Raw genomic sequence first — 16,162 nt, 5'->3', positions numbered from 1 at the left:
TGGCTTAAATCTATCTGTAAACTGAAGCAAGGACTATTTTAGTTTACTCATTGCTTCTTTGATTCTTCGTACTGCTTCACGAAGCTCTGCTTCTGATGCTGCATAGGATAGTCGAACACAGTTAGGATCTCCAAATGCTTCACCAGTTACAATTGCCACATTGGCTTCTTGAAGAAGGTATAGACAGAGGTCAGATGCAGTGTCTATTTTATAATCCCCTACTTGAGTACCAAAATAGGCTGTTACATTAGGGAATACATAAAAAGCACCATCTGGCTTAGAAATCTTAAGGTTTGGAATTTCGGACATTAATGAAACCATCAAGTCACGACGCTTTTCAAAAGCTTTAACCATTTCGAATACCTCTTTATTATCAGATTCGATAGCTCTTGCTGAAGCAATTTGTGCTACTGAATTTGGTCCAGAGGTAAATTGACCTTGTAGTTTATTACATGCTTTTACAAGCCATGTTGGTCCTGCAATATAACCGATGCGATATCCTGTCATCGCGTAAGCCTTTGAAACTCCATTGACAATAACCGTTTGGTTCTTAATCTCATCAAATTGTGCAATGGTTTCGTGTGCTCCTTCGTAGTTGATATATTCGTATATCTCATCAGAAATTACCACCAAGTCAGGATATTTCACAAAAATATCTGCAAATGCCTTTAACTCCTCTTTAGTATACAGTTTTCCTGTTGGATTGCTTGGACTACTAAAAAGGAAAGCGCGAGTCTTTGGTGTAATTGCAGCTTCTAATTGTTCGGGAGTAATTTTAAAATCATTCTCTACAGTGGTAGGAATAACTACATTTGTTCCTCCTGCAAGCTTAACTAACTCTACATACGTAACCCAATAAGGTGCAGGTATAACCACTTCGTCACCTTCTTGAACTGTAGCCATGATAACATTAGCTAAAGAGTGTTTTGCACCATTCGAAACAAGAATCTGATCAGCAGTATAATCCAGATTATTGTCTCTTTTGAGTTTGTTTACAACCGCTTCACGAAGTTCCAAGTAACCATTTACTGGAGAGTAATGTGAATAATTGTCATCAATGGCTTTCTTTGCCGCTTCTTTAATAAAATCTGGCGTATCAAAATCAGGTTCCCCAACACTCAGGCTGATAACATCAATACCTTGTGCTTTTAATTCTCTACTCTTTTGAGCCATTGCTAATGTCTGAGATATAGCAAGTCGATTAATTCTCTCGGCAATAATACTCATAATTCAAGACCTCTTAGTAATTTATTATTTCAATTGTTTTATTAGAAATGAGATGCTGTAATGGTATTATTTTTTATTATCATTGCAGCTGTCATTTTTCATATTCTATTGTTCACAGAAAATATTTGCGAATTTTACAACGATCATATCGTTGTTCATTCTATATGTGGCGAAAGATAGTAAAAAAAGAGTGGGGAGAGGTGAGAAAAATTCATAAGATCTCTATTTTTAAACGACATCTTAACAATAGATTTGAACTAATTGTGGATAAAAATCATTAAATTACTATTATATGGCTTCAGAGGTCTCTATTTTATGGCTTATTTTAATTGTGACTCTACCTTGTGCAATCGTTGCATTTGTATCTATTTACAGTATGAAAAATACTGTCATGAAAGAGAGAGAAACAAGGGAATTTGAACTTAAGCTTAAGAATCGTGAGAATTTGACTAAATACCGTTTGCAGGCATACGAAAGATTGGCTCTTTTTCTTGAGCGTATTTCTCCTAATTCATTGGTTTTGCGAATTCCTCCTACAGGAAAAACGGTGTATCAGTATCAAAGAGAGCTGCTGATCATGTTAAGGCAAGAGTTGGATCATAATGTATCACAACAAGTGTATGTCTCTTCTGAACTGTGGGGACATATTCGACTATCTAAAGAGAGAATGTCAATGTTAATAAGTCAATCTGCTTCAGAATTAAGTCCAGAAATGCCAGCAGAGGCTTTGAGAAATGAGATATTCGAGAACTATTCTGACTTAGAGGATGATCAACCTATTGAGATGACGTTAGAGGTGTTGAAGCGTGAGGTCTCAAGGTATTTTTAATCACTTTATTTAAATTATACTGTGATGATGAAACTGAATTATCAATGGAAAAATCTTCAGGAGTTAACCTCTGAGGAGATGTTTACCTTATTCCAGCTACGTCAGGAAATATTTGTTGTAGAACAAGATTGTGTCTATCTTGATATGGATGAAATAGATCGTGGATCTTTTCATTTATTAGGACAGGAGCCGAATGATGAGAGGGTATATGCTACTCTAAGAGTCTTCGCTAGTGAAAATGATATATGGCATATTGGACGTGTGGCAACCTCAGTAATGGCAAGAAAGCAAGGTGTTGCACGAAAGATGATGGAAGAGGCTTTAACTTTTCTTCAAAAGAAGAGCGTGAAGGTTGTTGAAATATCTGCACAGGAGTATTTGCTGAAATTTTATGAATCATTAGGTTTCAAAAAATCATCGGACGTGTATATGCTTGATGGGCTTCCTCATATCGATATGTTACTGCATTTTTAGATCGTACTCCACTATTTTTGAGATGGTTTTTTTGAAGATGTTGATCTTAAATGGCGGAATCATTTTCGTATTGATAGGTAAGTGGTTTTCTCTTTGAGCCTTAATGTTTTGTGAATAGATGGAGATATTGCCAGGTCCATTATGACTCTCTACCTGCTTTGATGTGTGATATCTAGCAGATGCAATATAGAACCCTAAATATTAATCTAAGCTTTGTGTAAAGACACTAATTTCATAAAGAGCTCTTAAATAATATTGTAGTTGTCTTTAATGATACCAAAGCTTGCTTTTATCGACAACTTAAATGTGTGTCAGCATAAAAGTAAGCTTTGGTATCCTTTACCATTTGCTAGATTATATCATTGTGATTTAATTCCGTTTCAATTTTGTCAAATAGGTATTCGCTTGCAGGAATTAGAGGAAGACGAAGGTGATTTTCAACAATCCCTAAAGAAGCTAAAGCTGCTTTTACACCTGTTGGATTTCCTTCTTCAAATATGTATTCCATAAAGTGAAGCAGTCGATGTTGTAGTTGAAGTGCTTTTGGATATTGATTTGCCATACTCAAATGGACAATCTTAGACATAAGTCTTGGTGTTGCATTCATGGATACTGATATCACTCCTTGTGCACCAACAGAAATAAGAGGTAGTGTGTTTTTATCATCTCCAGAAAGATAGATAAAATGTTTTGGCGCCTCTTTTGTGATATGCATACATTTGCAAATATTTCCAGACCCATCTTTTACGGCGATAAATTTCTTTGAATAGCGAGCAAGTTCTAAGATGGTTGCAGGAGTCATATCTACTCCAGTTCTTCCAGGAACATTGTATATCACAATTGGGAGAGGAGAAGCTTCTTCAATGGCTTTATAGTGGGAAATAAGACCTGCTTGATTTGGTTTGTTGTAGTATGGCGTAACAGAAAGTATGGCGTCTACTCCTTCGAATGAAAAGTTATTTATTTTATCACATACGACCTTTGTATTGTTACCTCCGATTCCAACAACAATGGGCAGCTTGCCATCATTTTCTTTAATGACAAATTGCAATACACTATCTTGTTCTTCTTGAGTTAGGGTGGCAGCTTCTGCTGTGGTTCCTAAAACAACAAGATAATCCGCACCATTTTCAATTTGGTAGGTTATTAGTTTTGCTAAGGAACTGTAGCATATTTGGTCATCCTCATCAAACGGAGTTACTAGTGCAACACCTGCACCTTTTAATAAATGGTTCATGGGTTCGATGAATTATATTTTGATCATATTATTATTAACTGTGTCACTCATATTTGATCTATCAAATATGGTATAAAAGTAATAATTTGATTTTTTTAGACCTATTAAAAAACGAATTTATTTTTAACAGGGCAATAAAAAAAGAAAATGTAATTTACACTGGGGGTGTTCTTGTATAGTAAAGTTAAAATTTATCAATATATTCTTTCATAGAGGTGAAGATTTCCAAAATACCTTTATTAGGAGATTGAATGAAAAAATCTGCGACTTCATAATGGTGACAGTTTGAGGTGATTTTGAATCTAGAGTTATTCATTGCTAAAGCATATGTTATTGGCAGGTTGTGTTGAATGGATAGATCTATAAGGACGTCAAAAGATGTATTGATAAACTCAATTGCTTCGCTAGATTTTGGAGCACCTGTCCATTTAATCTGTTTTGGGGTGACAACAACATTCTGCACTGAACTCCCATTAATATTTATGGGATTGTTGGTGTAAGAGTATGTATGAATAAAGCAATTTGGTCTTTTCAACTGTTGAATTATTTTTTGAATTTGGTTCGCAGCATTAACATCATTTTGATTCCAGATGATGCCGATGTGTTTTGCTTCTTCAAGCTTATATATGTTTACCGAACGACTCTTTAAGCTTAACTGCTTAAAGAGTCTACGATATGCTATTTTTTCAAGTTTGTTTTTTAACATAAGGTCTGAGAGAGTTAATTCTGTTCAATCATCTTGATAAAATCATTTTCATTGATGATAGGGATGTTCAGAGATTGGGCTTTTTCTAATTTTGATGGTCCAATGTTTTCTCCAGCTATAAGATAGTTTGTTTTTTTCGAGATAGAACTGGTCAATTTTCCTCCATATTCTTCTACCATATTCCCTAGCTCTTTTCTTCTAGTTGCCGTTCCAAAGTTTCCTGATATAACAAACGTGACTCCATCCAGTGTTGGTGAGTACGAATCATTGGAATGGTTCTCTGGTGTTGGAATATTTGAAGATACAGGTGCTCCTAAGTTGGTTAGTTCCTGCACTAACTTAAGATTGTCATCATCTTCAAAATAACGCCTGATTGAGTTTGCCATTTTTTCACCAATGTCATTGACATCAATAAGGTCTTGGAAAGATGCCTGTTTAAGAGAATCAATAGATCCAAAATGTTTGGCAAGTGTTTTAGCTGCAGTTGCACCAATAAATCGAATTCCTAATCCGAACAATAGCTGATGAAACTGATTGTCCTTCGATTTCTCTATCGCATTTAGTAGGTTGTCGACCGATTTCTGTTTTAACGAGATCTTGGATAATTGGTTACATCTAGAGATGATTTTATCTACTCTGAGATTATGTATGTAATTATAAACAATCAAAGCTTTATGGTCAGGTAGAATACTCTTCCATGTGTCCAATGAGATAGATGGTAACATAACAATAAATGGAGCATGTTCTACTATCTCAGCAATGTCTTGTTCTGTTATTTGAGGTATTTTTAATGCCTTGATGACTGCATGTAAAGAGATGCTTCCATTTTTTAGGTCTCCTACAGAAATAGTCTCAAAGATCTGTTTTTGGATAGGAATTCTAAAGTATGTTTGTATCTGTCTGAATAGATGCTTCGCTGTCTCACCCTTTTTGAATGTTAATGGAAGAGATGTTAATGCCTCTTCCGATAGACTTTGAATGCCACTAAGGTCGCTTATTGCTTTTGCGATTACTTTGGCATTTGCGAGAGAGATATTCTGTATTCCAAATTGGAATGCATAGATTACTCTTTCATATGGGATCTGTAGTGGCGGATATTTTTCATCATCTCTTTTGATGGTCTCTAAACCCTCAATCGCAGCTCTTCGTTCTTTTAGTTTATATATGTCTGCAATAGAGTCAAGAAGTTTTTGTTCGTATAATAGATGGATGGTCTCTTTTCCTAACCATTCAATATTCATTGCATTACGAGAAACAAAATGTTCAATCTTTCCTTTAATTTGCGGAGGACACCCTTTATGATTAGGGCAGTAGAAAGCTGCCTCTCCTTCGTTTCTCTCTAATGGAGTATGACATTCAGGGCACTGAGTCGGGAAAATCACGGGAAGCGCTTGCGCTGCTCTTAAAGATGTTTCGATACCGACAATCTTAGGAATGATTTCGCCTCCTTTTTCAATAAATACCTTGTCTTGATAGTGCAAATCTAAATTGGCAATGATGTCTGCATTATGAAGAGAAGCTCTTTGAACGATGGTTCCTGCAAGTGCTACTGGTTCTAAATTTGCAACAGGAGTTACAGCTCCTGTACGCCCCACTTGGAAAGAGACTGATTGTAGTGTGGTTATCTCTTTTTCTGCTTTAAACTTGTATGCCACGGCCCATCTTGGCGATTTAGCGGTAAAGCCCAGTTTATTTTGTAGTGTTTTAGAGTTGACCTTTATCACTACGCCATCAGTGGCTACGTCCAAATTAGCTCTTTCAGTATTCCACTTCTCTAGATAAGAAATTACCTCTTCAATATTGTTGCATTTACGGTTGTCTTTGGAGATTTTGAATCCCCACTTACGTGCAAGTTCTAATGTTTCATAGTGGCCATCAACCAAAGGGGCCTCAGTAAGAATGTCATAAAAATATGCATCAAGACCTCTTTTCGCAACGGTAGATGAGTTCTGTAGTTTTAATGTCCCAGATGCTGCATTACGTGGATTTGCAAACCTTGTTTCACCTTCTGCTACCCGAGTGGTGTTGAGTCTGTCAAAGGTTTTAAATGGGAGTAATATCTCTCCTCTGATGACAAAGCGATCTGGATAATTTCCTTGAAGTTCTAAAGGAATGGTGCGAATGGTACGAGCATTATTTGTCACATCGTCACCAACTTCTCCATTACCTCTTGTTAGTGCTTGAACAAGTTTTCCATTTTCGTAAAGAAGACTTATTGAAGATCCATCAAACTTGAGTTCACATTCATATATGAACTCTTCAGTAATGTTTTTCTTTACTCTTTGGTCAAACTCATAAAGTTCAGTAAAATTATATGTATTGGAAAGAGAAAGCATAGGGTACTCATGCTGCTTTTGAGTAAACTCTTTGTTGAGGTCACTTCCAACTCTTTGTGTTGGAGAGTTTGCATCTTTATACTCTGGGTGTTTTGCTTCTAAAGTTTCAAGTTCCTTTAAAAGCATGTCGAAATCATAATCATCAACTATAGGTTGATTCAACACATAGTAATTATAATTGTGCTGGTGTATTTCGCTTCTTAGCTTCTCTATTTTATTACGAACTTCAATCGCTGTCATCTTCTGCTTTAAATGATAATCAAATTACGTAAAAATAGTAAATCTTTTTTGCCTCTCCTAGTCGTATCGATGGTGAATTGGTCATATCGGATAGTTATTATTTCATAATGAGTTTTTTATATATAACTTAAATAATACAAAAAGCGATGTAAGCTTGCTTCGTCAGCTAAATCAAATCTATTTGGAAAGGCTACTATTTGAAATTACTATTTTAATTTCTTGTCATAGTATGTCGGGCAATGAGAGATCGGTTTAGCGGTAAATAAAAGACTAATTATTCTCTTAACTTCGCTTCTACCTCTGTTTTGATAATTAAAGTATCCCTTTTTGTGTGGTAAATGGTATAAATGAATGTCCTATGGGTCCGTGTTGGTAGTTTGTAATATGTTGGTATGTAGTGATTAATGGGTTGTTGTTTGAATTAATGACGTAATTGGTCGAAGGGATTTTTTTTTCATTAAAGGTTTGAATACTTTAGCAAATTATCAAACTTAGATTCTTTGATTTATGTTGAAGCAAAATGATAATGAGCTTTTAAGCTTTACTACATATACACAACCTGAACATAAAAACTGGATTGTTTTTGTTCACGGTGCAGGGGGAAGTTCTAAAACTTTCTCACGACAAATTGCTGCATTTAAGAAGCATTTTAATCTTCTATTGCCTGATATGAGACATCATGGAGGATCACAGGATATTGAACTCCTTTCTGAAAATGATATGTCTTTTGATATTGTAGGACGTGATATTCTTGATTTAATGGATCACCTTGAGATTGAAACAGCCCATTTTATTGGGATCTCTATGGGATCAATTGTTATTCGTATGATAGAACAATTGGCTCCTGAAAGGATTGAGTCGATTATTATTGGAGGTGGAGTCATGAAGCTAAATACTCGTACTCATATACTTTTTAGGGCAGGACTATTCTTTTCTAAATGGTTGCCATACCATCGATTATATCAAATGGTGGCGCATATTTTAATGCCCAAAGAGAATCATGCGATTGCGAGAAAACTCTTTATTCGAGAGGCTTCCAAAGTGAAAGAGGAAGCTTTCAAATCTTGGTTGTCATTAATCTCTGGATTAAAGACAAAATTGGATGAGCTTTTTGATGTGCCACTTAAGGTCCCTACTTTAATGATTACTGGTACTCAGGATTTTGCATTTGTTGATGATATAAGAGAATATGCGAATTTGTTTCCATTTGTTAAGATAACAGAGATCCCTAAGTGTGGCCATGTTTGTAATATTGAGAAAGCAGACCTGTTCAATAAGCACAGTTTAGAGTTCTTGTTAAGCTTTAAGTCATAAAAAGTTTTAACTTGATCCATATCAATTGTTCCACTTTATGTTTGTTAGGTAATTAAAAAAAATATTATATTGAACATTGAAATAATGAGGTGTTTTAACCATTTTATATTATTTTCGTGTTAAATATGGTATATAATAAAAGTGTACCAAGACACTTTACAATATTAAAACCAATCGTATGGATGCAATAAATGGAAATGCGAATGCAGATCTAGAGCAAAAGAGGAGAGAAGCAACGCTGAAAGAGATAAAAAGATTACAAGGAGTAAATCGTCGTTTACAAAATATGATGATTATCTTAATAATTGTTTTTGTAGTTGCTATTGGAGGTGGATCATACATGGCATCACAGGGTAAATTACCTTTTATTACAGGTGGTGTTGCTGATACTTTAAAAGTGGTTCAGCATGATACAGTATATATGGCAGCGGAATCCGCTGATCAGGATATTGTTGGTTCTTCTGTTATGGGAGGGACATATTATGCCATCCAGATTGGTTATTATAAGCAGTTAAAACAGATTATACCAATTAAGGCACAGTCAGACTTAGAGGTTTATGAGAAAGAAGGAGCTAAGATCTTTACATTAGCGAAATTCAATACTTATCAAGAAGCTGGTGCGTGTAAGCGCTTAATAAAAAAGGTTGGTTTTAAAGATGCGTTTGTTATACATTATGTGGATGGTGAACGTGTCACTATTTCAGATAACGAGTAGTCGTAATATATAATTTTACTTAAAACAAGGTCTTTTCTTTTTGGGAAAAGACCTTGTTTTTTATCATTCAATATTTATATCCTAATTTTGTGTCAAAAAGTTTAATTTAGTGTGCTATTTTTGTTTCTATATTAAATAAACACAAATCAATAACGAATGAGAACGACAATCTTAACTCTTTTATTAGTAGTGTCTACACATCTTGTACAGGCACAATTTTCTACATATTATTATCAGAAAAAATCTTTGTTTGAAAAATTACCTAATGATAAGAATGAAATCATATTTCTAGGTAATAGCATTACTGATGGATGTGAATGGTCTGAAATATTCCAAAATAAAAAGATAAAAAATAGAGGGATTAGTGGGGATGTAACGGATGGAGTACTTCTAAGGTTAGCGGAGGTTTATGAGTCTTCACCAAAGAAAGTCTTTATCTTAATTGGAATTAATGACCTTTCGAGAGGAAAGTCTCAAGAATATGTATTTAATAATATTCAGAAAATAGTACAAGAGATCCATCAGAACTCGCCTAAGACAAAATTGTTTGTTCAGAGTCTATTGCCTGTGAATGACTGTTATGGGCGATTTAAGAAACATACCAATAAGAATGAGAAGGTGCTTTGGATAAATAAAAGATTAAAGGAATCGGCCTCTAAAGCCTCTTATACTTTTATCAATATTCATGATGCTTTTGTAAATGAAAGTGGTAAAATGAGGAAGGACTACTCGAATGATGGACTTCATTTATTAGGAGATGGGTATATGGCTTGGGTCAATATAATTAAACCTTACGTTAAGTAATTTTGTTTCGTATTGATTATTATTGGAATTAATATATAATTCGAAGGAATTGCTATGCTACTTCTAATCAGATTCACTGTATTTTTAATATGGTGTTACGAATATAATTATAATATGGATCTTCAGGTTCCTATTTATAGGTAAGTATAGGATTTGAATTTTAAGTTTGAGAGAATGAAAAAATATGATGTGGATTATCCTGCATATATTCTTGAGCAGGAACGTTTTGAGAAGAATATTTCTCGTATTTGTGATGTGCAACAAAGAAGTGGTGCAAAATTTTTACTCGCATTAAAAGCTTTTTCGTTATGGAGATCTTTTTCGATGTTGACTCCATATATAAAGGAATGTACTGCAAGTGGCCCTTGGGAAGCAAGGTTAGGTCATGAGTGCTTAGGCGGTTTATCACATACTTTTTCCCCAGCATATAATGAGAGAGATTTTTCAGAAGTATTATTACACTCTTCTCATGTTATTTTCAACTCTATAGATCAGCTAAATCGTTTTTATCAAAATTGTATTGATCACACGCAAGATATCTCGATAGGTTTACGAGTTAACCCTGGGTTTTCTCCTGTGGAAACAGATCTATATAACCCGTGTGTGAATGGATCTAGACTTGGGATCTCAGAACTCGTAATGCCAAAGGAGTTGCCTAGTTGTGTTGAAGGTTTGCATTTTCATGCATTATGCGAGTCGAATTCATATGATTTAGAGAAGACGATTCATGCATTTGAAGGTCGTTACCATGATTATCTGCCTCAATTGAAATGGGTTAATATGGGTGGAGGACACCTTGTTACTCATAAAGATTATGATGTCGATCACCTTGTGGCATTGATACAGCGATTTAAGCAGAAGTGGAATGTTGAGGTTTATATGGAACCAGGTAGTGCTTTCGCATGGGAAACAGGTGTTCTTGTGTCTAATGTGGTTGATGTTATAGATCAAGGAGGTGTACAGACTGCAATTTTAGATGTTTCATTTACAGCTCATATGCCTGACTGTCTTGAGATGCCATATCAACCTATTGTTCGAGGAGCTTCAATAAAGATGGTTGAAGATGGTTTTGTTTACCGATTGGGTGGTAATAGCTGTTTGGCAGGAGATTATATTGGAGATTGGTGGTTTGATAAACCAATTGAAATTGGAGATCAGATTGTTTTCGAAGATATGATCCATTACACTACAGTAAAAACAACTTTCTTCAATGGCGTAAAACATCCTGATCTTTTTTTGGAAGAGAAGAGTGGTCATTTACAACTCCTTCGAAGATTCTCCTATGAAGATTATAAGAATAGGATGTCATAAATCATACTATTAACCCGATGTCGATTGATCGATAATATCAGAAGTATATATTGTTGATAATGAGTTGTTTGCTTAGTTGTAAATATCGAAATACTGCCGTCAGGTTAATTAAGTGTTCCCTAATAGATAAAGCAGTAATCGCTCAAAGCAATTACTGCTTTTTTATGTTGTGGAGAATGATTATTGTGTCTGCGTAATATTGTTTATATACTGGTGTAATTGTTAATTTATTAACATCGTAAATATTGTTAAGATGTAGAATATTTGTAAAATTATGTTTTGTTAATATGAAATGAATTAGCTAATTAAAAATTAGAACTTATGAGTTTATTTTTACAATGTATGACGAATAGATTAAGGGTTCACTTTCCCTTAATTTTATTATGTCTATTAGTGATGGTGACAGGGATGAAAAACAGTATCGCTGCCAATAATAATGAAGTAGTTCATTTGGCTCTATCTGGAAATGTTATTGAAATTAGGCATACCTATGTTCCTACAAAATATATCTCAATCTATATTCCTGAGATGATTAAGAGTAGTGTACGTAATTTAAGAGTCGTTGTGGATGATTTGTCTATAGCTGAAGCAGTAGTGGAAACTAGTGGTTCGACTCATACACTGAAAATTATTGCTAAGAAGGTTGTTGGTGAAACTGACTTGCATTTCTTTTATACTGTTGGTCACGATGAAAAAGAGGTGATAAAGAAAATAAGAGTAGTTGATAGAAGTGATATCTCTATAAGTAATGATGCGGATATTGTGTTAGGTTCAACTTCCATTGACGAATTAGATAAATTAATAGGAAGACAAAGTTATCGTTATGATTGGAACTATAGTGTTGATTCAGACCCCTATCTTGTCGTTGATTTAAAATCAAGAGCATATGATATAACTAGTCTTTATATCACATATCATACATATAGTTCTAATATCTACAAGATGAATGGAAAACTGTTAATGACGATTTATTCAAGCGATGATATGCAGGATTGGGTTGTACAAGAACAAGTGTTAGCATATGATTTAGATAAACATTCAAGTTTTAATATTGCTTTGTCGCCATTTAAGTGTAGATATCTTAAAATTGTTCCAGTTAAAGATAATTATATTAGATCAATCGACAGATTTGCTGTATATGGTAAGAATAATGAAGAGAATGTTGCAACAGGTAAATCAGTCATTGATAGAACAGGTGATCTTGATTTTGACCGATTGATTGATGGAAATTTTAATTCACCTGTACCACTGAAACAGCGTGGAGCATTACAGTATACAATTGATTTAGAAGGAAACTATGATATCTCACAGATATATATGAGCACTCCGATAAATTCTATTGAAGGTAGTAACTATGACTCATGGCATGTTGAAGTAAGTCAGGATAAATCAAGTTGGAAGACACTCTATGAATCGAAGGTTTTTGATAGTGGTTTTAAAACCAATTTTCAATTTACAAAAGGAAGTTGTATTACGAGATATATTCGTTTAACAACAGATGTTACTTCTCTTAGTACTGGATACATTGCAGGAAACTCAACACATGCATATGAGTATCGTGTTTTTGGTGAGAAGACAGATGCTCTTGGTGTTGCTGAGCAGATGACCAATGGTAATGAGATAAATGTTTTTCCTATACCTTCTTCAAGAGTATTAAATATTGAGTCAAAAGATTCACAAATTAAGGTCGTTGAAGTTTATGATTTAGTTGGTAGAAAAGTAAAGCAATTAAAGATTCTCTCTTCTAAAATTGATATCTCAACATTAGATGAAGGAAGTTACTTGTTGAATATAAAATTACAGAATGGTAAGGTTGCTAAGAAAAAAATAATCGTCAATAGATAAATTATAATGGGAGTTGAGAAAACTCCCATTATATTATTTACCTATAACTGATGTTTCCCATGTCTTTATTCAGGTTCATAAACCATTGATTCAATGAGTCTAAAGAATCTATTATTTTCGGGTTTATTTTTAAGCATATTGATTATCAGTTCATTAAAATTACTATCGATGATTTCTGCGAGAGTCCTCATCAATTCGAGGATAAAACCCCAGATTCGTTGTATTATTACAAGTTCCATTCCTTGATCTTTTACATGAGCAAAGATTCCACCTAGCGTCTCATATGCCTCGAACCTTTTTGCTAAACTAAAAACGTTAAACTCAATAATAGCTACAGATAGATCTGCTATTTGAGCATCAAAATCACTCGATTGAGATTTTCCTAAACCAAAATAGTTCTTTGATTCCTTAAAAAAGACCTCAATACTCCATCTAATACTATATATCTGATAAGCTTTCTCTATGCTCAGCTTTGTATTTGAGGATACCAATAAATGCCATTTCCCTCGCTTACTATTCTTGCAAAAGAATAGTTTTACTTCTGTACCTTTATATTTCACTGTGATTTCTGCACAATATAGACTAAGTGACTTTACCCATTTTACTCTCTTTCGCTGTTTAAGTAAGAGAGCAAGTTCTTTGGTGCTATATTCTTTTTCTTTGAAAGAATATTTAGCACTAGACATCTTAGCCATTGCAACAAGATGCATACCATTAGAGATCACAGTTTTTAATATTGAGTCACAGAAGAACCAACTGTCCATAAGTATATAATCTACTGTAATTCCTTGTTTAATAGCATTTACCATCATCTCTTTTGCCATCGTTATTTTATCAATAACGAGTTCTTTCTCTCGGTTAAACCCATTACTCTTTGTTGATCGTTTCTTTGAGAACTGTTTTTTACGTTGTTTGGCAGTGAGTCCAAATGGAGTCTTTTTATTCTTCCCTCTTTCTTTATGTAGAGAGAAGTCCAATGTAAAATAGCTTTTACCATCCCATAAACCTAGAAATAATCCTTTAAATCCAAACATATAACGATGGGTTACATGCGACCATATTTTACTAACGTGTTCGGTTTTGTAGGTAGACTTTTCAAAATCAGTATCGTCAATAATTAAGCATCTTTCTGCTTGATTGCAGTCATGAGAGTGAGAGTTCTTGGCTATTTGACCAAAGAGTTTATTATTACATGATGAAACAATAGTACGCCAATCTATCTGGCTGTTATTTTTAAATCGATAGAATGTATTCTTTTGTGCTTCTAACATCTCTGATAGATAATGCTTACTGTAGCTATAAATATTAGGGATAGAGAAAATTGGGAAAAGTAGTAAGCCTAATAGTATGTCACTTTTGAAGTAAGTAGACTGAGGTAATTCCTTAACTCCTAATTTCAATTGCCCTAAGTTGAGTAACTTGTAAAGGCTAATAATTCGATTAATTCCTTTTTCACTTGAGCTAAAAAAACTGTGTGTCTCTGAAAAAACTTTTGTACTTTTATTCTGAAGCATGATTTATTTGGTTATTGGAACAACATTAATTTACTGATAATTAATGAATTACCAAAATAAACATGCTTCTTTTTATGCTGTAAATCAGGATATTAGCCTACATGGGAAACATCAGCCTATAATAATGTTACATGAGTCCGTTTGCTGTTGTGTTCATGACAATGGCAGCATCAAATGACATGATAGCTTTATTGCATCTGGTTACATTTGTCTATTAGACTCTCTCTGTTTTGATTAAATTATGGAGATATAAAAAAGAAGTCTACAAGTTAGAACCTGTAGACTTCTTTTTTTATTACTATTTTATCACAGGATAACCTGTAATGCTTATTTGTGACTAGTTACTTTTTTGTGTCAGTTCTTTAAATAGGTCTTTCACAGAGATGAGTTGTTTGGCTTTATATGCATAGCTTCCGGCAAATGCGTAACCATTTTTTAGATTCCCTTTATATGCATTATATAAAGCGGAAATAATACAATATGGACTCTTCTCTACTTTACATGTTCGAATACAATGAAAAGGACAGCTCTTTGGAGATTTCAACCCTTCTTTTACCTTGTCAATAAACGAGTTTTTAATGGCCCTCCCTGGCATACCTACTGGACTCTGAATGATTTCAATATTTGATTCATCCGCTTTTAAATACTCTTGCTTAAATTTATCATCGGCATCACATTCATATGTCGTTACAAATCGACTTCCGAGTTGAACTCCATCTGCGCCAAGCTCCATGATACGTTGTATGTCATCTTGCGTATGAATACCTCCAGCAGCAATAACTGGAATAGCTTTATTGTATTTAGATCGTAGCGGCATGATTTCTTTTACCACATTGGGGATAATCTCTTCTAGAGAAAAATTATTATCTTCAATCTGGTTGGCTTTGAATCCAAGATGTCCTCCTGCTTTAGGTCCTTCAACAACGATAGCGTCAGGTACATAATTGTAGTTTGTAATCCATTTCTGTGCTATGATTCTTGCTGCTTTAGCAGAAGAGACAATTGGCACTAATTTAGTAATACTATCAGGCTTTAAATATTTTGGAAGATCAAGAGGTAAACCAGCACCAGCAAAAATAATATCTGCTTTTTCTGCAATGGTTGTTTTAACCATGTCTTCAAAGTTGGTTAGTGCAGCCATAATATTGACTCCAATTACACCGATGGTCTTCTCTTTGGCTGTACGGATCTCTTTTTTTAAGCCTTCAATACTTGCTTTTACGTAGTCTAACGACTTTTCTTTGTGGATTAAGCCTAAGCCTGCTGCTGAAATTACACCAACACCACCTTCATTTGCTACTGCTGATGCTAGTCCAGATAAAGATATCCCAACTCCCATTCCTCCTTGGATAATAGGTACAGGGATCTCAAGGTTCCCAATTTTTAACGATTTCATTATTGCTTATGAGTATTTAATTAAGTGAATATATTACTTGCGAAGCTAAGAAAAAAGATAGGTGAGGATGTGTTAATTCTTACATTAAATGTGAAAATGATAATATATAGTAAACAAATGATACTTTTTGTTCGAAAATAGACCAAATGAGTAAATCGGTCTTCGGTTTGGCTTCTGGTAAAATGAAGGTGTGAAAACATGTAAAAAACTAAGT

At 34.2% G+C, this 16,162-nt stretch carries 13 protein-coding genes; 7 read left to right on the top strand and 6 right to left on the bottom strand.

Annotation, left to right across the window (positions count from 1 at the left end; all coding sequences use genetic code 11):
- Positions 1-33 precede the first annotated feature (33 nt).
- Entirely contained in the window at positions 34-1,173 is a 1,140-nt protein-coding gene (locus K5X82_05455; GenBank protein QZT39086.1) for a pyridoxal phosphate-dependent aminotransferase, read from the bottom strand.
- Positions 1,174-1,603: 430 nt separating this feature from the next.
- Between K5X82_05455 and K5X82_05450 the strand changes: the two genes are divergently transcribed.
- Positions 1,604-2,056 (top strand): hypothetical protein, encoded by a 453-nt coding sequence (locus K5X82_05450; GenBank protein ID QZT38350.1) that lies wholly within the window; start codon positions 1,604-1,606, stop codon positions 2,054-2,056.
- Positions 2,057-2,080: 24 nt separating this feature from the next.
- Positions 2,081-2,530, top strand: coding sequence for a GNAT family N-acetyltransferase (locus tag K5X82_05445; protein QZT38349.1), 450 nt, complete (start codon positions 2,081-2,083; stop codon positions 2,528-2,530).
- A gap of 349 nt (positions 2,531-2,879) precedes the next feature.
- On the opposite strand, the gene dapA is transcribed toward K5X82_05445, so the two are convergent.
- From dapA to ligA, 3 genes are all read right to left on the bottom strand, one after another.
- Entirely contained in the window at positions 2,880-3,767 is an 888-nt protein-coding gene (dapA, locus tag K5X82_05440) for a 4-hydroxy-tetrahydrodipicolinate synthase (GenBank protein QZT38348.1), read from the bottom strand.
- A gap of 184 nt (positions 3,768-3,951) precedes the next feature.
- Positions 3,952-4,473, bottom strand: coding sequence for a hypothetical protein (locus tag K5X82_05435; GenBank protein QZT38347.1), 522 nt, complete (start codon positions 4,471-4,473; stop codon positions 3,952-3,954).
- A 14-nt stretch (positions 4,474-4,487) separates the two neighbouring features.
- Entirely contained in the window at positions 4,488-7,049 is a 2,562-nt protein-coding gene (ligA, locus tag K5X82_05430; GenBank protein ID QZT38346.1) for an NAD-dependent DNA ligase LigA, read from the bottom strand.
- Positions 7,050-7,556: 507 nt separating this feature from the next.
- Between ligA and K5X82_05425 the strand changes: the two genes are divergently transcribed.
- The 5 genes from K5X82_05425 (at position 7,557) to K5X82_05405 (ending at position 13,038) form a co-directional block, all read left to right on the top strand.
- Complete coding sequence (locus tag K5X82_05425) at positions 7,557-8,363, top strand: alpha/beta hydrolase (GenBank protein ID QZT38345.1); 807 nt, start codon at positions 7,557-7,559, stop codon at positions 8,361-8,363.
- Positions 8,364-8,541: 178 nt separating this feature from the next.
- Positions 8,542-9,078 (top strand): hypothetical protein, encoded by a 537-nt coding sequence (locus K5X82_05420; GenBank protein QZT38344.1) that lies wholly within the window; start codon positions 8,542-8,544, stop codon positions 9,076-9,078.
- A 156-nt stretch (positions 9,079-9,234) separates the two neighbouring features.
- Positions 9,235-9,882: a sialate O-acetylesterase gene (locus K5X82_05415; GenBank protein QZT38343.1), complete on the top strand. Its 648-nt coding sequence runs from the start codon at positions 9,235-9,237 to the stop codon at positions 9,880-9,882.
- A gap of 174 nt (positions 9,883-10,056) precedes the next feature.
- On the top strand, positions 10,057-11,193 hold the full coding sequence (gene nspC, locus K5X82_05410; protein ID QZT38342.1) for a carboxynorspermidine decarboxylase: 1,137 nt from the start codon (positions 10,057-10,059) through the stop codon (positions 11,191-11,193).
- A 321-nt stretch (positions 11,194-11,514) separates the two neighbouring features.
- A complete protein-coding gene (locus K5X82_05405) occupies positions 11,515-13,038 on the top strand; it encodes a T9SS type A sorting domain-containing protein (GenBank protein ID QZT38341.1) in 1,524 nt (507 codons plus the stop codon).
- Between the two features lie 65 nt (positions 13,039-13,103).
- Here K5X82_05405 and K5X82_05400 read toward each other — a convergent pair whose 3' ends face one another.
- Together K5X82_05400 and K5X82_05395 are read right to left on the bottom strand one after the other, a co-directional pair.
- Positions 13,104-14,552, bottom strand: coding sequence for a transposase (locus K5X82_05400; GenBank protein ID QZT38340.1), 1,449 nt, complete (start codon positions 14,550-14,552; stop codon positions 13,104-13,106).
- A gap of 337 nt (positions 14,553-14,889) precedes the next feature.
- Positions 14,890-15,948, bottom strand: coding sequence for a nitronate monooxygenase (locus K5X82_05395; GenBank protein QZT38339.1), 1,059 nt, complete (start codon positions 15,946-15,948; stop codon positions 14,890-14,892).
- Between the last annotated feature and the right edge of the window lie 214 nt (positions 15,949-16,162).

It is taken from the genome of Prolixibacteraceae bacterium, from assembly GCA_019856515.1.
Classification (GTDB): domain Bacteria; phylum Bacteroidota; class Bacteroidia; order Bacteroidales; family Prolixibacteraceae; genus Halosquirtibacter; species Halosquirtibacter xylanolyticus.
This window is presented reverse-complemented; position numbering and strand designations above follow the sequence as displayed.